Source organism: Marinobacter salicampi, assembly GCF_011074795.1.
Taxonomy (GTDB): domain Bacteria; phylum Pseudomonadota; class Gammaproteobacteria; order Pseudomonadales; family Oleiphilaceae; genus Marinobacter; species Marinobacter salicampi.
The window spans coordinates 102,532-121,044 of sequence record NZ_JAAMPF010000018.1 but is presented as its reverse complement, the minus strand read 5'-3'; the positions used below and the strand labels follow the sequence as shown (position 1 = coordinate 121,044).

Here is an 18,513-nt window from a genome sequence, read left to right as displayed (position 1 = left end):
GACTTAGCCACTGTTATCGACCACAACACAGTAGTGTCCCGTCTGTACTACCCTGAAACCAAGAAGATTGAACCAACCAAGGAGATTGCCGGATGAGCCAGGTCACACTTGACGGAAACCCCATAGAAATCAGCGGCACCTTCCCCGCCCCGGGCGAGAAGGCAGCACCGTTTGTTCTGACCAACCAGAGCCTGGAAGAGGTGACCCTGGCGGAATACGCCGGCAAGCGCAAAATACTGAACATCATTCCCAGCATTGATACCGGCGTCTGCGCCGCTTCTACACGCAAGTTCAACGAAAAAGCCGGCAGCCTGGACAACACCGTGGTGCTGGTAATATCCGGAGACCTGCCTTTTGCCGCCGGCCGTTTCTGCGGCGCCGAAGGCCTCAAGAACGTAATCACCCTGTCCACGTTTCGCAACTACAGCTTCCAGCAAGACTACGGCATCGCTATTCAGAGCGGACCCCTGGCTGGACTTTGCGCCCGCGCGGTGGTGGTGCTCGATGAAGCAGACAACGTGTTGCACAGCGAGCTCGTCAGCGAGATCAAGAATGAGCCTGACTACAACGCGGCCCTGAAAGCGCTTTCCTGAGCGCCGACTGTGCAGTCGCCGGAGAGTCTTGAGAACGGCTGAGCATAATCGGACCATCGGGCGGCATTTCCTGCGCCCGGAACCACTCTGGTAAACTCCCCAGCCCGATCCAGACCGCAAGGCCAGCCTGACCCGTGAGTAACGTCATAGACCCGCACACCAGCCTGGCGCGCCAGCTCGCCGCCATGACCTGGCCGATGCTGTTCGGGGTGCTGGCGCTGATGAGCTTCCAACTGGCGGACAGTGCATTTATCGGCCAACTGGGCAAGGACCCCCTGGCCGCGCTGGGGTTTACCCTGCCCATGCAGCAGCTGGTGATCGGCCTCCAGGTCGGCCTTGGCATCGCGACCACTGCCATCGTGTCCCGCACCCTTGGGGCCGGGGATGAGCGTCGGGCCGAGCGCCTCGGCGGTCTGGTGGTCTGTGTCGGGGGTATTCTGGTCCTGGCCCTTGCCATTGTCATGTGGTTGCTCAGGGACTGGACCATGGCAATGCTGGGGGCCGAGCCCGAGCTACTGCCGTTGATTCGCAGCTACTGGATTCCCTGGCTGTTGTCGGCATGGACCGGGGCCATGCTGTATTTTGGCTACAGCGTCTGCCGCTCCCATGGCGATACCCGGACCCCCGGCTACGTCATGGTGGCCACCAGCCTGCTCAATATCGCACTGGACCCGCTGTACATATTCGTTTTTGGCTGGGGACTGCCGGGCGCTGGCTGGGCCACGGTGACCTCATTCGGCCTTGGCTGTGCCTTTGTCTACCCCCGGCTGCGGCGTAACGGCTGGATTCGTTTCGACTTCTCCCAACTGGCTCTTGCCAGGGCCCTGGGCCAGCTTAACGGCATCATGGCGCCGGCCATGGTGAGCCAACTGATGCCGCCGGTGGCGGCCATGGTTGCCACCGCTATGGTGGCCGGTTTCGGCTCGGCAGCAGTAGCCGCCTGGGGGCTTGGTACCCGGCTGGAGTTTTTCTCCATCGTGGTGGTGTTGGCCCTCACCATGTCCCTGCCACCCATGATCGGCCGATTGCTCGGGGCCGGCGATCTTGCCACCATCCGTAAGCTGGTCCGCATCGCGGTTCGGTTTGTGGTGTTGTGGCAGCTTTGTCTGGGGTTGCTGTGGCTCATCGCCTCCGGGCTGGTGTCCCAGCTGTTCAGTACCGACACCAGTGTACAGGCGGTGCTTCGGGACTACCTGGTGCGGGTACCGCTGAGCTACAGCGGCCTTGGCGTCTGCATGCTCATGGTGTCGATCTGCAATGCCCTGGGGCTGGCCCTGCGGGCATTGCTGGTGTCTTTACTGCGGCTGTTCCTGTGCTTTCTGCCTTTTCTCTGGCTCGGGGCGCAACTGGCCGGCATTGAGGGCCTGATGACCGGAGCCCTGATTGGTAACCTGCTGGCCGGAGTCATGGCCTACAGCTTCTACCGCCATGGCATGGAGCGGCTGATCGTCACCAGGCGCCGCTCAGGCGAAGCGTGAACGGAAAGAGTCAGGCATGGGCACCACCTGCTTTTTGAGATAGTTGAAAAACACAAAGCCGTATTTCGCCAGTGCCACCGGCTGGCCGCTTTCCGCCTTGCTGACCCGGAACACGAAGTCGCCGCCGTAGCGGTTGAAATCCATGAGCCCCACCTCAAACCGCAGGACTTCCGGAAAAAACGATTCTGACTGATACATGGTTGCCAGGTCGGTGACAATGATACCGGTACCGTCGCGGTCGGACTCCTGGATGCCATGGCTGACCAGGAATTGCGCCCTGGCTTCCGACAGCATCGAGATCAGGGCATCATTACCCAGATGGTTGGCGCCATTGATGTCACTGATACGGACAGGCATTTCGGTGACGAACGTAAAGGCATCGTCCGGGAACGATAATTTGATACGGGCCATGGGGATACTCGAAGGATGAATAAAAAGGGCGCCAGGGCAGAGCCCAAGGAACGCCTGCTGACAGCTGGATGCGCTAATGATAACCCGATCTCAGGCATTTGTTGAGCCATCCGGGGGCAGACAGAAGGCTTGATTTTCCGCTATGTTGAAACTTCATCAAACAGCACAGTGAAACGCTTGTGGACCCAAAGACCAAGATAAGACCGGCCGCCACCCTGGCTCTGACCCGCGACACCAACGAGGGTCTTGAGGTTCTGCTGTTACAGCGAACCTGGGACGCGGTTTTCCTGCCCGGTTTCTATGTATTCCCGGGAGGGGCTGTAGACGCCGCCGACCAGGACTGCCTGCCCTGGCTGGAAGGCCACGATGACCAATCCGCCAGCGCCATGCTCGGCCTGGATTCCGGCGGGGCCGGCTATCTCATCGCGGCCATAAGAGAGTGTTTCGAGGAAGCCGGTATTCTGCTGGCGCTGGATGCCGGGGGCCATCTGATAGGTGCCAACCACCCCAACATCCACCGTGAGCGCGACGCCGTCAGCTGTGGCGACGTCCCGCTGGCGGACCTGTGCCGCCGTCATCGCCTGAAGCTTCCACTGGACCGGCTGGCGTACCTTAGCCACTGGATCACGCCGCCCGGTGCGCCCCGGCGTTTCGATACCCGCTTCTTTGTGGCGGCGGCGCCCTCTGGCCAGGTACCGGAGCATGACGGCGTAGAAACCATCGAACACGTCTGGCTTTCACCGGACCAGGCCCTGGCGGATCACCGCGAAGGTCGGCGCCTGTTTGGCTCCCCGACCCTGAGGACCTTGCGCATTTTGGCGGAGTTCCGGACCACCAGCGCCCTGCTGGCCCATACCCATGCCCAGCCACCGGAGCCCTTCCCCAGCGAGCCCTGGCCGGCGCAGGATCGTACAGGCAGCCGGCAGATGCTGGAGCCCGGCGCACCCGCCTACGATGAAGTACGCAAGCTCGACCCGAACGCTTCTGGCTCGGCCCGGGCAAGCATCCGGACCGGTGAGCCGGTTGCCATCGCCCCGGGCGTGGTGAGGTTAACAGCGCCCAACGCCGGCATGATGACCGGGCCAGGCACCAACACCTACCTTCTGGGCACTGACAGCTTTACGGTCATCGATCCGGGCCCCGCCGACGAAGGCCACCTGGAACGCATACTGGAATATACCGGAGGCCGTATTGAGCAAATACTGGTAACCCATACCCACCGGGATCATTCGCCGGCGGCGGGTCCCCTTCAGGCCCGGACCGGAGCCCGCCTGCTGGGCATTGCAGGACCCGACGAGCCGTCCCAGGATGGCAGCTTCCGGCCCGACCAGACCCTGCAGGATGGCAGCAAGGTTGAAACCGATGCAGGGCGCCTCCGGGCGCTGCATACACCAGGGCACGCCTCCAATCACCTGTGCTATCTGCTAGAGGATGAACAGCTGCTGTTTTCCGGGGACCACATCATGCAGGGCTCCACGGTGGTGATTAACCCACCGGACGGCGATATGAAAGCCTACCTTGAATCCCTCGACAGGCTGCTGCAGGAAGACATCCGCCACATTGCCCCGGGCCACGGCTTCCTGATGGGCCATGCCCATGCGGTGATCGACTATCTGTCGACCCACCGTCTGGCCCGGGAACACAAGGTGGTCGAGGCTCTGAAGGCCCAGGGACCGTCGCGACTGGCTGACCTGACGCCCCACGTCTACGACGACGTGCCGAGCGCCATCCATGGCATCGCCAGCCGCTCCCTTCTGGCGCATCTTAACAAGCTGGTACAGGACGGCCGGGCCCGGGCAGAGGGCGATCACTGGCAACTGGTCTCCGGGGCGTAACCATGATCTGGAGCCTGGCGGCGGACCTTGTTCTGGTCGTGCACGGCCTTTTTATTCTCTATGCCGTGCTTGGCGGACTGCTTGGCTTCTGGCGGCGATGGCTGATCTGGCTGCACCTGCCCGCGATGGCATGGGCGGCCCTGGTGGTCATCATGGGCTGGCCCTGTCCACTGACACCCCTGGAAATTCATTTGCGCGAGCTGGCTGGAGAGGCCGGTTACAGCGGCAGCTTTCTCGAACATTACCTGATCCAGCTTATTTACCCACCGGGGCTTACACGACCGGTGCAGATACTGCTTGGCCTGGGCGTGCTTGCTATCAACCTTTTGATTTACGGTCTGTTCTGGCGCAAACGTGGCCGAGCTAAAGGTGCCAGTGGAACGGGCAGGTTTTCCCACCGGGGCAGCTCCTGACCTGCGTTCACGCATACTCTGATGGCTATGTCCGGTTAAAAGCAGTGCCGAAATTAAACTTCCTCCAGACCGTTCCCCCTGCCGGGCCCCTACTTTAAGCTAGGCTCCAGTCAGGTCGAAGCGGCGAATGCATCGCCCGGTTTCCCACAGCCTTTACGGCAGGAGTGTGGCTCTATCCGTACATTGTTCAACAGCAAGCAGGGCTTCCCGACACGGCTCATGGCTTTCGCCCTGGCTCTGGGTCTGATCTGCATGCCCGCGGTTGCCATGGGGGTGGAAGCGGAGCCCGGAGAAGATGAAAGTGTCGATGATATCGAAGCCTCCGTGCCCAGGGGCAGCGTCTCATCTGATGACCCGCACATGGAGGAGGCTGGCGCAGCTGCCGGTGAACGGGAAACAGCAGCCAGCGGGCAACCGCAGACCGATGCCGAGCCCAATATTGTGGCCCCCAACATCGACCTGAAGCTGGTGGCGCCGCCACCAGAGCCCATCAAAACGGTTCCTGAGACCCTTTCCGGGGCAACAGACGATACGACCGCCACTGAAACTCCGACGGACTCATCAAAGGGCCCGGTATCAAGGCCTGTTTCGAGCCCTTCCGCAAGCAAACTGGTCAGCCCGGATTCCGCTGGCACTGTTCCCGAACTGAACGAGCCACCGGCCCCGGACGATGTCCCGGCAAACAACATACCGCCCGGCTCCGTTACCGAGGTCGCACCTGAGTCTGAGCCTGCCAGAGCAGAGCCTTTACGCCTGCTGGGTGCGGAGGTTCTGCCGGGCACCTCAACCCGCCTGGCCTGGTCACCCAACATAGCTATTTCAGGGCTGGCTCCGCCCACGCCGGTGCTGGTGGTCAACGGCGAGCAGCCCGGCCCCACCCTGTGCTTGACCGGCGCCGTGCACGGGGATGAGCTGAACGGCATCGAGATTGTCCGGCGCATGGTTTACGACCTGGAACCCGACAAGCTGTCAGGACGGGTGATTGGCGTGCCAATCGTCAACGTCCAGGGTTTTCAGCAGGGGTCACGCTACCTTCCAGATCGCCGGGACCTAAACCGGCACTTTCCGGGGCACCCGGACGGCAGCCTGGCGGACCGTATTGCCCACTCCTTGTTCGAGGAGGTCGTACGCCACTGTGACATGCTGGTGGACATACACACCGGCTCCCTCAAGCGCACCAACCTGCCCCAGCTAAGGGCCGATATGAATGACCCGGATGTGGCCGAGTTCACCCGGGGCTTTGACGCTATGGCGGTGGTCCATAGCTCCGGCAGTGCAGGCATGCTCCGTACCGCAGCGGTAAGAGCAGGTATCGTCGCGGTGACCATGGAAGCTGGCGAGTCCCTACGCGTTCAGGATGACCAGATTGACGCTGGCGTACACAGCCTCACCAGTCTGATGGAACGTCACGGCATGATCTCCCGGCTGTTCGTGTGGGGCAAACCGGAACCGGTCTACTATGATTCTCAGTGGATCCGGGCCGGGCACGGCGGCATTCTGTTCAGCGATGTGAAGCTCGGCGACCTGGTGACAACCGGCCAGATCCTTGGGGTCGTGGCCGACCCCATAACCAACGCCCAGCATCCTGTGCGGTCCCCCCGGGACGGCCGGGTCATCGGCATGGCGGTGGACCAGGTCGTGATGGCGGGCTTTGCCGCCTACCATATCGGGGCGAAAGCGGAAGTTCCGGGAGAAGAGTAGTATGCTCACCAGCTAACTTTTCCATAGTGGGAGCGCTCCGTGCCCGGCAACAGTCGCCGTATTATCTGGCTCGCCTATATCGGCCTGATCCTGACTCCGCTGTTCTGGGCCGGGAACGCTGTGGTGGCCCGTGGCATGGTGGATACCATCCCACCCCTGTCGCTGGCTTTCTGGCGCTGGTGCATCGCCCTGGTGATCCTGTTGCCCATCGGGCTGCCGAAGGTTCGTGCCCACTGGTCGGTGATCATGAAGCACAAGGGTTCTATGCTCGCCCTGGCCACCTTCAGTGTCGGCGCCTTCAATACCCTGCTGTATCTGTCCGCGGTCACCACCACCGCCCTCAACATCACCCTGGTTAATTCCACCATACCCATCATGGTTGCCCTACTGGCCTGGCTCATCCTGGGCGACCGGACCCGGCCGATCCAGGCCATGGGGATTGCGCTGGCGCTGGCCGGTATCCTGGTGGTTGTGGGCCAGGGCTCCTGGCAGGTACTGGGCGGGCTGGCCTTCCAGCCCGGTGACCTAATCATGGTGGCGGCGGTGGCCAGCTGGGGGCTGTTCTCTGTGCTTCTCAGGCGGCAATCAGTGCCGCTGGACCCGATCGCGTTCCTGACGGTCCAGATCGCCCTGGGGGTGGTGGTGGTGCTGCCGTTCTACCTGCTTGACCTGCTGTTTTTCTCCGGCGGCTTTGAGCTTACCCCGGGCACGATTCCGCCCCTGCTCTACGTCGCCATCTTCCCGGGCATCCTGGCTTACGCCTTCTGGAATAACGGCGTGCATCGGATCGGGCCCGCCAAAGCGGCGGTTTTCATGTACCTGACGCCGGTATACGGTTCCGTGCTTGCCGGCCTGTTCCTGGGTGAGCGCCTCAGCCTGTTCCACCTGGCCGGCGGCGCGCTTATCCTCATTGGTCTGCTGATGACCACCCGACCGGCGTCTGCCGGTAAGGCAGTGATCTCCTAGACACCGTGGGCCAGGGCGTGTCGGCGTACCAGTTCGGTGATGCGCTCGGGTCGTTCCCGCTGGGCCCAGTGGTTGGCATCGACAGGTATGCGTACCAGATCACGGACGTACTTCTCAAGGCCATCGAATACCTGAGGCCGGACAAAGGCATCCCGTTCCAGCACCAGCAGCTGGCTGGGCCGTTCATTTAACGGATCCATTGGCTATAACGACCCGTAAATGTGCGTGACACCAGAGACCGGAACAAGCGCCGCAGGTGCCAATAACAGCGCATCAGGGGCCAGGTTGTTATGGCCCACAGCTTTGTGCCATGTTGCCGGGACCCTATCCATCATCAAGTATCGAGGAAAACACATGACCACCATTACCCGAAGAGGCGCTGAACTTCATACCACAGGCACACTCCCGGCCCCTGGCCAGACTGCGCCGCAGGCCCGGTTCACCCGGTCTGACCTGAGCGAGCTGTCGCTTGCGGACCTCAAGGTCAGCAATGTGATCCTCAATATCTTCCCCAGCATTGATACCCCCACCTGCGCGAAATCCGTACGCCGTTTCAACGAACTGGCGTCCTCGCTGGACAACACCCAGGTACTCTGTGTGTCTGCGGACCTGCCTTTCGCCCAGGCCAGATTCTGCGGCGCCGAGGGGCTGGACCGGGTGATCAATGTTTCAACTTTCCGTAATCCTGAATTCGGCCAAGACTACGGCGTAGCCATGATCGACGGGCCGCTCAAGGGGCTCTTGTCCCGGGCTGTGGTGGTCATCAACAGCGAGGGCCGAGTCATTCACAGCGAGCAGGTACCGGAAATCGGTCAGGAACCGGACTACGACCAGGCCCTTGCCAGCCTCTGAGGCCGCCATAGGCCCTGGACCCCTAGCTTCCCCCCACTCGCCTGCCTCCTCTGCCGCTCGCTGCCAGACCCGTGTTTATCGGGTCTGGCCGAACGTCTAGTCATCGTCGGCTTGACAGTATGAGCAACCACCGACTTAACTGAAGCCGGCGACAGGTGATTTGTGCACCCTTGTCTCCGAATAACAATAAAAGGCCGAGACGCGTAGAAGCGCAGTGCCCAAACAGACCGGAGTGTCTTTTTGTGAATGACCAGAGTCCGTCGAATGACCCGAGTCAGAACGCCCGTACCATTCTGGAAACCCGGGGCTTAACCAAGGATTTCAAGGGATTTACCGCGATCAAGGACATCAACCTGGCGGTCAAGCAAGGCAGCATTCATGCCCTGATCGGTCCCAATGGCGCAGGCAAGACCACCTTCTTCAATCTGTTGACCAAGTTCCTGACCCCAACTTCAGGGTCCATCATTTTTGAAGACCAGGACATAACCCATCGCAAGCCGGCGGATATTGCCCAGAACGGCATCATCCGATCGTTCCAGATTTCTTCGGTATTTCCCCACTTAAGCGCCCGCAACAATGTGCGTATTGCGTTGCAACGCAAGCTCGGGGTGTCCTACCACTTCTGGCGCCCCCTGAAGATTCTGACCCAGCTCGACGACCAGGCCCAGGCTTTGCTGGAACAGGTGGGGCTGGCTGAATTCGGCGACACGCCTGCCGTTGAACTGGCCTATGGCCGGAAACGCGCCCTCGAAATTGCCACCACCGTTGCCCTGGAACCCAGACTGATGCTGCTGGACGAGCCGACCCAGGGCATGAGTGCCGAGGACGTTGGGACGGTAACGGAACTGATCAAACGGGTGGTGGAAGGCCGGACCATCATCATGGTCGAACACAACCTGAGCGTGGTGGCCTCAGTAGCGGACACCATCACGGTGCTTAACCGTGGCGAGATCCTGGCGGAAGGGGATTACCAGACCGTATCCAACAATCCATTGGTGATGGAAGCATACATGGGGACCGTCGATGCCGAATGAGGAATTACTGCGTATCGAGAACCTGCACGCATGGTATGGCGAGTCTCACATCCTTCATGGCATGGAGCTGACGGTCAGGGAGGGGGAAGTGATTACCCTGCTGGGCCGTAACGGTTCCGGCCGTACCACCACCCTCAAGGCCATTCTGGGGCTGGTAGGCCGACGCACTGGATCAATACGCCTGCATGGCACCGAAGTGATCGACATGCCAACCCACCGCATCGCCCACGTGGGGCGTCTGGGTTATTGCCCGGAAGAGCGGGGAATCTTCGCCAGCCTCAACGTAGACGAGAATCTTGAGCTGCCGCCGGTGCTCGCCAAGGGTGGTATGTCTGTCGACGAGATCTACCGGATGTTTCCCAACCTCAAGGAGCGTCGCGCCAGCCAGGGCTCGAAGCTGTCGGGGGGCGAGCAGCAGATGCTGGCCATCGCCCGCATATTGAGAACCGGGGCTACCCTGCTGTTGCTGGATGAGATCACCGAAGGGCTGGCCCCCGTTATCCTGAAATCCCTGGGCAAGGTGATCCATGACCTCAGGGAACAGGGTTTTACCATCGTGCTGGTGGAGCAGAACTTTCGTTTTGCGGCGCCGCTAGCCGACCGGCATTACGTGATCGAGCACGGCCGTGTTGTGGAGTGCATAGAAGCGGCAGAACTCGAAGCCAAGCAAGAGCAGTTAAACAGACACCTGAGTGTCTGACCGGACTCGAAACCAATAACAACAGAGGTAAGGATTATGCTTAACAAATGGACGAAGGGGATCGCAGGCGCTGTCGGGCTGGCCAGTCTGGCATTGCCGTTGACCTCAGCTGCCGAGTTGTCTGACGACAAGGTCAAGATTGGTGTACTGAGCGATATGTCGGGGGTCTACAAGTCACTGGAAGGCCCGGGTGCTGTCATTGCCGCTGAAATGGCGATCGAGGATTTTGGCGGCACGGTGCTCGGCAAGGAAATCGAAATCATCTCCGCCGATCACCAGAACAAGCCGGACATAGGCGCGAGCACGGCCCGGGAATGGATTGACGCCGAAGACGTGGACATGATCACGGCGCTGGACAACTCGTCCGTCGCGCTGGCGGTACAGGGCCTGGCGAACGACAAGAAAATCATCACCATGAATACCGGGGCGGGCACCACAGCCCTGACAGAAGAGCAGTGCACGCCTTACGGTATCCACTATGTCTACGATACCCATGCCCTGCCTGTGGGCACCGCAACTGCCATAGTGCAGAACGGCGGCAAGAAGTGGTTCTTCATTACCGCGGATTATGCCTTTGGCCACTCACTGACAGATAACACCTCCGAGGTGGTCAAAAACCTCGGTGGCGAAGTGGTCGGCAACGTCAACGCGCCGCTGGGCACCAACGATTTCTCCTCCTATCTGATTCAGGCCCAGTCGTCGGGAGCAGATGTTATCGGCCTGTCGAACGCGGGTCAGGACACCGTGAACGCCATCAAGCAGGCGAACCAGTTCCGGATCGTACAGAGCGGTCAGAAGCTGGCCGGCATGCTCGTGTTTATCACAGACATCCAGAGCATGGGCCTGGAAACCGCCCAGGGGCTTCAGTTCACCAGTGCCTTCGTGTGGAACCAGGACGAAGAAGCCGAAGCCTGGTCCCGCAAGTTTTATGACCGCCACGGCGCCATGCCCACCATGGTCCACGCCGGTGTCTATTCGGCCGTCACCCACTACCTCGAAGCGGTCAAGGCCGTAGAGAGCGACGACAGTGACAAGGTGCGCGAGAAGCTGGGTGAAATGACCCTCAACGACTTTTTCGTAAAAGACGGCACCATCGCCCCTAACGGTTCCATGCTGCACGACATGTACCTGGTGGAAGTGAAAAAGCCGGACGAATCCACCGAAGAGTGGGACCTGCTGAAAGTGGTATCAACGATTCCCGCAGAAGAAGCCTACATCACCATGGAAGAGACCAAGTGCGCGCTGGTTAACTGAGGACCGGCTGTTTAGATCAGCAAGCTGACTACCCGGGGACCCGGCTCACGCCGGGCCCCGGCAACAACCTTCTGAACTGCCACCAATCCGGTGAGGAGTCATTCACGTGTCAATGACGGTCGTGCTCTCCCAGGCTCTGCTGGGTCTGAATGTCGGGGTGTTCTATGCCATGTTGAGCCTGGGCCTGGCCGTTATCTTCGGCCTGCTCAACATCATCAACTTCGCCCATGGCGCCATGTATATGCTGGGTGCCTTTATTGCTCTGATCGGTTACTCGTTCATCGAACGCTGGTTCGGCATCAGTATGGAAATCGGTTTCTGGCCGTCGCTGATCCTGGCGCCCCTTCTTGTGGGCGCCCTTGGTATTCTGATCGAACGAACCATGCTCCAACGCCTGTACAAGCTGGACCATATTTATGGGCTGTTGCTGACGTTCGGCATCACCCTGATTCTCCAGGGCCTGTTCGCCAACTATTTCAATGTTTCCGGTACCCCCTACCCCGGCCAGCCTGAAAGCCTGAGTGGCGTGGTCAACCTGGGCTTCATGTATTTCCCCACCTACCGGCTGTTCGCCATCGTGTTCTCGCTGGTGGTGTGCTTTGCCACCTGGTACTTCATCGAGCACACCAAGCTCGGGTCCCGCCTGCGGGCCGGAGTCGAGAACCCGGAACTGACCCAGGCCTTCGGGCTCAACGTACCGCTGATGATCACCCTCACCTTCGGGTTTGGCTGTGGTCTGGCGGGCCTTGCCGGGGTTCTGGCAGCGCCCATCTACTCGGTCAGCCCGCTTATGGGTGCCGACCTGATCATCGTTGTGTTCGCGGTGGTGGTGATTGGCGGCATGGGCTCCATCATGGGCGCCATCCTGTCGGGCCTTGCCCTGGGCCTTGTGGAAGGCCTGACCAAGGTAATCTACCCACCGGCCGCCAGCACGGTCATTTTTTTCCTGATGGTCCTGGTGCTTCTGTTCCGCCCCGCCGGCCTGTTTGGCAAGGAGAAGTGAGCCAGCCATGATGAACCGTATCCTTTTCGCCCTTATGCTGATCGCAGGCCTCACTGCGCCTTTCTATGCCTATCCCGTCTTTGTCATGGACCTGCTGTGCTTTGCCCTGTTTGCCTGTGCCTTCAACCTGCTGCTGGGTTATGTTGGTCTGCTGTCGTTCGGCCACGCGGCCTTCTTTGGCGGCGGCGCCTATATTGCGGGCTACGCCATCAAGGCCTGGGGCTTTCCGCCCCTGGTGGGCATTCTGACCGGCACCGGTTTCGCCCTGATACTGGGCATCGGCTTCGGCTACCTGGCCATCCGCCGCCAGGGCATCTACTTCGCCATGGTCACCCTGGCCCTGGCCCAGATCATCTATTTCATGGCGCTCCAGCTGCCGTTCACCGGCGGTGAGAACGGCCTCCAGGGCGTACCCCGGGGCATGCTGTTCGGCTTTATTGATCTGAACAGCTCGCTGGCCATGTACTATTTCGTCTTCACCATCTTCCTGGTGGGCTTCGGCATTATCTACCGCACCATTCATTCGCCCTTCGGCGAAGTGCTCCAGGCCATTCGTGAGAATGAGGACCGGGCCCTGTCCCTGGGTTACGACGTCAATCGGTTCAAACTCTTCGCCTTTGTCATCTCAGCCACCCTCGCGGGGCTTGCCGGGGCCACCAAAGCCGTGGTGTTCCAGTTTGCGTCACTGACCAGTGCCCACTGGCAAACCTCCGGCGAGGTCATCCTGATGACCCTGGTTGGCGGCCTGGGTACCGTCTTCGGGCCTGTACTCGGGGCACTGACCGTCGGTGCGCTCAGTCACGAACTGAGTTCGTACGGTTCCTGGGTGCAGGTGATTCTTGGCACTATTTTCGTCATCTGCGTAATGGTATTCCGCCGGGGCATTATCGGAGAGCTGGAGCGCCAGTTCCAAAAACGCAGATAGTTGCCCGACCAACAAAACGGGAGCCTGTTCATGCAAGTCATCTCAGCCCGGGAAGTGGCCGAATCCCTGCCCTGGCAGGCGTTGATCGAGCGTCTCGCCGAGACCTTTCGCCAGGGCGTGGAAGCTCCGCCCCGCCATCACCACGCCATGCACCGGCCGGACGGCGAAGCGACCCTGCTGTTAATGCCGGCCTGGGAAAAAGCCGGTTACATCGGCATGAAAATGGTCAACGTTTTCCCCCAGAATGCCGACCATGGACTGCCCGCAATTTCAGGCGTGTATCTGCTCTGCGAAGGCCAGCACGGTCGGCCCCTGGCCTGCATCGATGGCAGCGAGCTCACCCGGCGACGGACCGCAGCCGCCTCCGCTCTGGCAGCCCGCGAGCTTGCCCGGCAAGACGCCAGCTCCCTGCTGGTGGTGGGCACCGGCAAACTGGCCCCCATGCTGGTGGAGGCCCATGCTGCCGTGCGACCCATAACCCGCCTGCGCATCTGGGGTCGCAACCCGGGCAAGGCTGCCGAGCTGGCGCGCACCTTTGCTGACCGTTTCGACTCGGCAGCCGTCGGGGATCTGGATGAAGCCGTGTCCGAAGCGGACATCATCAGCTGTGCCACCCTTTCAACCGAAGCCCTGGTGCACGGCCGGGCGCTGAAACCCGGGAGCCATCTGGACCTGGTGGGTGCCTTTCGACCGACCATGCGCGAAAGCGACAGTGACTGTTTTGCCAACGCTGAGGTGTACGTAGATACCTACGCCGGCGCCCTGGGCGAAGGCGGCGACATACTCCAGGCAATCCAGGAAGGCGTTTTCAGGGAGCAGGACATCCGGGCGGAACTGGCTGAGTTGCTACGGGGTGAGGGTAAAGGCCGGACCGATGATAACGCCATTACCCTGTTCAAGTCCGTCGGCGCATCCCTGGAAGACCTGGCCGCCGCCATTGAGGTCTGGGAACGGGTAGGAGTGGCCAGCACCTGACCAGAATGCGATGATCTGACACGATCATCCGCTGCCCCAGGTCCGGACTTCCTATGACCACTGATACCACTGGCGAGCGCAAACAGACGCTGGCCATGATCCTGCATTTCCTCAGTCCCTACCGCCGGTATGTGGTGGGCGCCCTGCTGGCCCTGGTCTTCACTGCCGGCATCACCCTGTCGTTGGGTCAGGGAATCCGGCTGCTGGTGGACCAGGGCTTCGTTACCCGGTCGCCGGAACTGCTGAACCAGTCGGTCATGCTTTTTTTCGTGCTGATTCTAGGGCTGGCTATCGGCACCTTCGCCCGCTTCTACCTGGTGTCCTGGATCGGTGAGCGGGTCGTGGCAGACATCCGCAAGCAGGTATTCAACCATCTGATCGAACTGCATCCCGGCTTTTTCGAAACCAATCGTGGCATCGAGATCCAGTCCCGGCTGACCACTGACACCACGGTCCTGCAGTCGGTCATCGGCTCAACCGTGTCCGTGGCCCTGCGCAACATCGTCATGCTGGTGGGTGGCATTGTTCTGCTGTTCATCACCAACGTCAAACTCACCATGATTGTGCTGCTGGCGGTTCCCCTGGTGGTGGCACCGATCCTGATTTTCGGCCGCCGCGTGCGGCGTCTGTCCCGGCTGAGCCAGGACCGCATTGCCGATGTGGGCAGCTATGTGGGCGAGATCCTCGGTCAGATCAAGACCGTGCAGGCCTATAACCACCAGCCCGAGGATGAGGCCCGTTTCTCCGGCGTGGTGGAGCAGGCCTTCGGGGTGGCACGGCAGCGCATCCGCCAGCGGGCCTGGCTGATTGCCGTGGTGATCCTGCTGATCCTGGGCGCGGTGGGGGTGATGCTCTGGGTGGGCGGACTGGACGTGATCGCCGGTCGGATTACCGGGGGCGAACTGGCCGCCTTCGTGTTCTACAGCCTGATTGTGGGTTCATCCGTGGGTTCGCTGAGCGAGGTTATCGGCGAACTCCAGCGGGCCGCAGGAGCCGCCGCCCGGATTGTCGAGCTGCTCCGTACCGAGAGCGAAATCCGGGCACCCAAGGAGGGCCTGCAACATCTGCCAGCCAAGGTGAAAGGTGCGATCAGCTTCGACAAGGTGCGGTTCACCTACCCCGGCCGTCCGGACGTGACCGTGATTCATGACTTCAGTCTTGAGGTAAACGCGGGGGAAAGCCTGGCCCTGGTGGGCCCTTCAGGGGCGGGCAAGTCCACCCTGTTTGATCTTCTGTTGCGGTTTTTCGATCCGCAACAAGGCACGCTTCGAATTGATGGTATCGACATCCGGCAGCTCGATCCGGCGGAACTGAGGCGTTGCTTCGCGTTCGTGTCCCAGGAGCCGGCCCTGTTCTACGGCACCATCGCTGACAACATCCGCTACGGCAGGCTGGACGCCAGTCAGGCCCAGATTGAAGAGGCGGCCCGGGTAGCCCATGCCGACGAGTTCATTCGTCAGATGCCGGACGGCTACCAGACCCGCCTGGGCGACGCCGGCCAGGGCCTGTCAGGAGGCCAGAAACAGCGCCTGGCGATTGCCCGGGCCCTGCTGGTGGATGCACCGATCCTGCTATTGGACGAGGCCACCAGTGCCCTGGATGCCCAGAGTGAGCACCTGATACAGGAAGCCATGCCCCGGCTGATGGCCGGCCGCACAACCCTGGTGATCGCCCACCGGCTGGCAACGGTGAAACATGCGGATCGCATCGCGGTCATTGATCAGGGGCGGCTACAGGGCCTCGGCCCCCACAACGAACTGGTGAAGACCGACGCCCTCTATGCCCGACTGGCAGACCTGCAGTTCCGAACGCCGGCCGAGGCCTGAGGCTCTTCTGGAAGTGCTCGAGAAACCAGTCCGACGCAAGTTCGGACACTGTCTCCAGTTTGCCCGGCTCCTCGAACAGGTGGGTGGCGCCAGGGACAACCTCGGTCCTGACCTGGCACTGCATCTGGGAGGCCGCGTCCCGGTTCATACCGATCACTGGCGTATCGTTACCGCCCACAATCAGCAGGGTCGGCGCCCGGACCCGGACCAGGGCTTCCCCGGCCAGATCAGGACGTCCGCCACGGGACACAACAGCCGCCACCCTGGCCGGCCTTTCCGCGGCTGCAATCAGGGCTGCACCTGCGCCAGTGCTGGCGCCGAAGAGCCCGGCAGGGAGGCCGGCCAGTTCGCCATTCTCCGCCATCCAGTCCAGGGCCCCCACGAGCCGGCCTGCAAGCATGGGAATGTCAAAGCGAAACTCGCGGGTAACCACGTCTTCCCGCTCTTCCTCTTCGGTAAGCAAATCCAGCATCAGGGTTGCCATGCCCCGGCTGACCAGGGAACTGGCCACCTGCCGGTTACGGCTGCTGAAGCGACTGCTGCCGCTGCCGTGGGCGAACAGGACAAGGCCCTGGGGATCACCTTCTGGCAGGGTGAGGTCGGCGTTCAGCTGGTTGCTGCCTTCGCCGATAACCACTGGGCGGGCATCATTCATACGTCCGGCTTTGCTGGTCATAAGGCACCTCGCTTCGTCCATGAGTTGTGAGCGCTGAACCTTCAGCGCCCCTGTCCCACAGCAAAAGAGACGTGCCTTACAACTAACATGATGAATCAGCCAACTTCAATCGGCGGCGGGCTGTGTTGGTGGGCAGTCGCCGCTGGTATCCGGAAACCTTCTAGAGGTAACCCTGACTGCGCAGGTAATCGTCGTAGCTACCGCTGAAATCGATAACGCCATCCGGTCGCATTTCCACGATGCGGGTGGCCAGGGAGGACACAAATTCCCGGTCGTGGCTGACGAAAATCAGGGTACCGGGGTAGTTCTCCAGCGCCAGGTTCAGGGACTCTATGGATTCCATGTCCAGGTGGTTGGTGGGCTCATCCATCAGCAGCACGTTGGGCTTCTGCAGGATGAGCTTGCCGAACAGCATACGCCCCTGTTCGCCACCGGAAATCACCCGCACCGACTTGGCGATGTCATCTCCCGAGAACAGCATGCGTCCGAGGGTGCCGCGGATGAGCTGCTCGCCGCCCTGGGTCCACTGGGCCATCCAGTCGCTGAGATTATCGTCCTGGGCAAAGTCTTCCGTATGATCCTGGGCGAAGTAGCCCACCTCGGCGCTGTCGGTCCATTTCACCTCGCCCTTCTCCGGCGTCAGCTTGCCCGCCATACACTGCAGCAGGGTGGTCTTGCCGATACCGTTGGGGCCGATGATGGCAATACGTTCGCCCGCCTCCACCTGAAGGTCGAAGCCACAGAGCACCTGCTCGTCACCAAAGCCCTTATGCAGATTCTTCAGGGTCACTGCCTGGCGATGGATCTTCTTGTTCTGCTCGAAGCGGATAAACGGGCTCACCCGGCTGGAGGGTTTCACCTCGTCCAGCTGGATCTTGTCGATCTGGCGGGCCCGGGAGGTCGCCTGCTTGGCCTTTGAGGCGTTGGCAGAGAAGCGGCTGACAAACTGCTGAAGCTCGGCAATCTGGGCCTTTTTCTTGGCATTCTCCGACAACATGCGCTCGCGGGCCTGGGTGGCGGCGGTCATGTACTCATCATAGTTGCCGGGGAACAGCCGCAGCTCTCCGTAGTCCAGGTCGGCCATGTGGGTGCAGACGCTGTTGAGGAAGTGGCGGTCGTGGGAAATGATCACCATGGTGCTGTTACGGGCAATGAGGATGTTTTCCAGCCAGCGGATGGTGTTGATGTCCAGGTGGTTGGTGGGCTCGTCCAGCAGCAAAACGTCCGGGTCCGAAAACAGGGCCTGGGCCAGCAGGACGCGGAGCTTCCAGCCCGGCGCCAAGGCGCTCATGGGGCCTTCGTGCTGCTCCAGCGGAATTTCCAGTCCCAGCAACAGCTCGCCGGCCCGGGATTCAGCGGTGTAGCCGTCCATTTCAGCGAACTGGACCTCCAGGTCTGCCACCGCCATGCCGTCTTCTTCAGACATCTCGGCCAGGGAGTAGATACGGTCCCGCTCGGCTTTTACCCGGGCCAGCTCTTCGTGGCCCATGATAACGGTATCAATGACGCTGTGGCTTTCGAACGCGAACTGGTCCTGGCGCAACTTGCCCAGACGGATGTTGGGCTCCAGCATTACGTGGCCACTGGACGGCTCCAGATCACTCCCGAGGATTTTCATGAAGGTGGACTTGCCGCAACCGTTGGCGCCGATCAGACCGTAACGGTTGCCATTGCCGAACTTGACGGAAACGTTTTCAAACAGGGGCTTGGCCCCGAACTGCATGGTGATATTGGCTGTGGAGATCAAAGATAAACCTGTAGACGTCGGGCGCCGGCGTGGTACCGGCGCGGAAAAGACGCAATTGTACAGATTTCCGACAGTCAGTGTCAGTCCGGCAACAAGAATCCGGATAGGGAAAAACCGTGCTGTC

General features: G+C 61.0%; 18 protein-coding genes. 14 read left to right on the top strand and 4 right to left on the bottom strand.

Features of this window, described 5'->3' with window-relative positions:
• The first annotated feature begins 92 nt into the window (after window positions 1–92).
• Together tpx (G7W63_RS09605) and G7W63_RS09600 are read left to right on the top strand one after the other, a co-directional pair.
• Window positions 93–593, top strand: a complete 501-nt coding sequence (tpx, locus tag G7W63_RS09605) for a thiol peroxidase (protein ID WP_166256695.1) — start codon at window positions 93–95, stop codon at window positions 591–593.
• A gap of 185 nt (window positions 594–778) precedes the next feature.
• Entirely contained in the window at window positions 779–2,071 is a 1,293-nt protein-coding gene (locus tag G7W63_RS09600; protein WP_166258281.1) for an MATE family efflux transporter, read from the top strand.
• On the opposite strand, the gene G7W63_RS09595 is transcribed toward G7W63_RS09600, so the two are convergent.
• Entirely contained in the window at window positions 2,057–2,482 is a 426-nt protein-coding gene (locus G7W63_RS09595; RefSeq protein WP_166256692.1) for a thioesterase family protein, read from the bottom strand. The two genes, G7W63_RS09600 and G7W63_RS09595, sit on opposite strands and share 15 nt — an antisense overlap.
• A gap of 179 nt (window positions 2,483–2,661) precedes the next feature.
• Between G7W63_RS09595 and G7W63_RS09590 the strand changes: the two genes are divergently transcribed.
• From G7W63_RS09590 to G7W63_RS09575, 4 genes are all read left to right on the top strand, one after another.
• The gene (locus tag G7W63_RS09590; protein WP_242634373.1) at window positions 2,662–4,317 is read left to right on the top strand and encodes an MBL fold metallo-hydrolase; all 1,656 of its coding nucleotides are present in this window, start codon (window positions 2,662–2,664) and stop codon (window positions 4,315–4,317) included.
• Window positions 4,318–4,319: 2 nt separating this feature from the next.
• Window positions 4,320–4,730: a DUF2784 domain-containing protein gene (locus tag G7W63_RS09585; RefSeq protein WP_166256689.1), complete on the top strand. Its 411-nt coding sequence runs from the start codon at window positions 4,320–4,322 to the stop codon at window positions 4,728–4,730.
• A 219-nt stretch (window positions 4,731–4,949) separates the two neighbouring features.
• Window positions 4,950–6,431, top strand: coding sequence for a succinylglutamate desuccinylase/aspartoacylase family protein (locus tag G7W63_RS09580; protein ID WP_242634372.1), 1,482 nt, complete (start codon window positions 4,950–4,952; stop codon window positions 6,429–6,431).
• A 39-nt stretch (window positions 6,432–6,470) separates the two neighbouring features.
• Window positions 6,471–7,397, top strand: a complete 927-nt coding sequence (locus tag G7W63_RS09575) for a DMT family transporter (RefSeq protein WP_166256686.1) — start codon at window positions 6,471–6,473, stop codon at window positions 7,395–7,397.
• Here the strand turns inward: G7W63_RS09575 and G7W63_RS09570 are convergent.
• A complete protein-coding gene (locus tag G7W63_RS09570) occupies window positions 7,394–7,597 on the bottom strand; it encodes a hypothetical protein (RefSeq protein WP_166256683.1) in 204 nt (67 codons plus the stop codon). The genes G7W63_RS09575 and G7W63_RS09570 overlap by 4 nt on opposite strands.
• Window positions 7,598–7,751: 154 nt before the next feature.
• On the opposite strand from G7W63_RS09570, the gene tpx (G7W63_RS09565) reads away from it, so the two are divergent.
• From tpx (G7W63_RS09565) to G7W63_RS09530, 8 genes are all read left to right on the top strand, one after another.
• Window positions 7,752–8,249 (top strand): thiol peroxidase, encoded by a 498-nt coding sequence (gene tpx, locus G7W63_RS09565; RefSeq protein WP_166256680.1) that lies wholly within the window; start codon window positions 7,752–7,754, stop codon window positions 8,247–8,249.
• 242 nt (window positions 8,250–8,491) lie between these two features.
• Window positions 8,492–9,283 (top strand): ABC transporter ATP-binding protein, encoded by a 792-nt coding sequence (locus G7W63_RS09560; RefSeq protein ID WP_166256677.1) that lies wholly within the window; start codon window positions 8,492–8,494, stop codon window positions 9,281–9,283.
• Window positions 9,273–9,983, top strand: a complete 711-nt coding sequence (locus G7W63_RS09555) for an ABC transporter ATP-binding protein (protein ID WP_166256674.1) — start codon at window positions 9,273–9,275, stop codon at window positions 9,981–9,983. Before G7W63_RS09560 ends, G7W63_RS09555 begins: the two co-directional genes overlap by 11 nt.
• A 36-nt stretch (window positions 9,984–10,019) precedes the next feature.
• The gene (locus G7W63_RS09550; RefSeq protein WP_166256671.1) at window positions 10,020–11,237 is read left to right on the top strand and encodes an ABC transporter substrate-binding protein; all 1,218 of its coding nucleotides are present in this window, start codon (window positions 10,020–10,022) and stop codon (window positions 11,235–11,237) included.
• A gap of 112 nt (window positions 11,238–11,349) precedes the next feature.
• The gene (locus tag G7W63_RS09545; protein ID WP_166258272.1) at window positions 11,350–12,240 is read left to right on the top strand and encodes a branched-chain amino acid ABC transporter permease; all 891 of its coding nucleotides are present in this window, start codon (window positions 11,350–11,352) and stop codon (window positions 12,238–12,240) included.
• A 7-nt stretch (window positions 12,241–12,247) separates the two neighbouring features.
• Window positions 12,248–13,165, top strand: coding sequence for a branched-chain amino acid ABC transporter permease (locus G7W63_RS09540; RefSeq protein WP_166256668.1), 918 nt, complete (start codon window positions 12,248–12,250; stop codon window positions 13,163–13,165).
• Window positions 13,166–13,195: 30 nt separating this feature from the next.
• The gene (gene lhpI, locus G7W63_RS09535; protein ID WP_166256665.1) at window positions 13,196–14,140 is read left to right on the top strand and encodes a bifunctional Delta(1)-pyrroline-2-carboxylate/Delta(1)-piperideine-2-carboxylate reductase; all 945 of its coding nucleotides are present in this window, start codon (window positions 13,196–13,198) and stop codon (window positions 14,138–14,140) included.
• Window positions 14,141–14,193: 53 nt separating this feature from the next.
• Window positions 14,194–15,966 (top strand): ABC transporter transmembrane domain-containing protein, encoded by a 1,773-nt coding sequence (locus tag G7W63_RS09530; RefSeq protein WP_166256662.1) that lies wholly within the window; start codon window positions 14,194–14,196, stop codon window positions 15,964–15,966.
• Here the strand turns inward: G7W63_RS09530 and G7W63_RS09525 are convergent.
• Window positions 15,854–16,642, bottom strand: a complete 789-nt coding sequence (locus tag G7W63_RS09525) for a dienelactone hydrolase family protein (RefSeq protein ID WP_166256659.1) — start codon at window positions 16,640–16,642, stop codon at window positions 15,854–15,856. The two genes, G7W63_RS09530 and G7W63_RS09525, sit on opposite strands and share 113 nt — an antisense overlap.
• A gap of 160 nt (window positions 16,643–16,802) precedes the next feature.
• Complete coding sequence (locus G7W63_RS09520; protein WP_166256656.1) at window positions 16,803–18,389, bottom strand: ABC-F family ATPase; 1,587 nt, start codon at window positions 18,387–18,389, stop codon at window positions 16,803–16,805.
• Between the last annotated feature and the right edge of the window lie 124 nt (window positions 18,390–18,513).

Bases quoted from the DNA above. Each gene is read 5' to 3' on its own strand.
- G7W63_RS09525 (WP_166256659.1), bottom strand. From the start codon at position 16,642: ATGACCAGCAAAGCCGGACGTATGAATGATGCCCGCCCAGTGGTTATC.
- G7W63_RS09550 (WP_166256671.1), top strand. From the start codon at position 10,020: ATGCTTAACAAATGGACGAAGGGGATCGCAGGCGCTGTCGGGCTGGCC.
- G7W63_RS09555 (WP_166256674.1), top strand. From the start codon at position 9,273: ATGCCGAATGAGGAATTACTGCGTATCGAGAACCTGCACGCATGGTAT.
- lhpI (WP_166256665.1), top strand. From the start codon at position 13,196: ATGCAAGTCATCTCAGCCCGGGAAGTGGCCGAATCCCTGCCCTGGCAG.
- G7W63_RS09545 (WP_166258272.1), top strand. From the start codon at position 11,350: ATGACGGTCGTGCTCTCCCAGGCTCTGCTGGGTCTGAATGTCGGGGTG.
- tpx (WP_166256695.1), top strand. From the start codon at position 93: ATGAGCCAGGTCACACTTGACGGAAACCCCATAGAAATCAGCGGCACC.
- G7W63_RS09540 (WP_166256668.1), top strand. From the start codon at position 12,248: ATGATGAACCGTATCCTTTTCGCCCTTATGCTGATCGCAGGCCTCACT.
- G7W63_RS09595 (WP_166256692.1), bottom strand. From the start codon at position 2,482: ATGGCCCGTATCAAATTATCGTTCCCGGACGATGCCTTTACGTTCGTC.
- G7W63_RS09600 (WP_166258281.1), top strand. From the start codon at position 779: ATGACCTGGCCGATGCTGTTCGGGGTGCTGGCGCTGATGAGCTTCCAA.
- G7W63_RS09570 (WP_166256683.1), bottom strand. From the start codon at position 7,597: ATGGATCCGTTAAATGAACGGCCCAGCCAGCTGCTGGTGCTGGAACGG.
- tpx (WP_166256680.1), top strand. From the start codon at position 7,752: ATGACCACCATTACCCGAAGAGGCGCTGAACTTCATACCACAGGCACA.
- G7W63_RS09580 (WP_242634372.1), top strand. From the start codon at position 4,950: ATGGCTTTCGCCCTGGCTCTGGGTCTGATCTGCATGCCCGCGGTTGCC.
- G7W63_RS09530 (WP_166256662.1), top strand. From the start codon at position 14,194: ATGACCACTGATACCACTGGCGAGCGCAAACAGACGCTGGCCATGATC.
- G7W63_RS09585 (WP_166256689.1), top strand. From the start codon at position 4,320: ATGATCTGGAGCCTGGCGGCGGACCTTGTTCTGGTCGTGCACGGCCTT.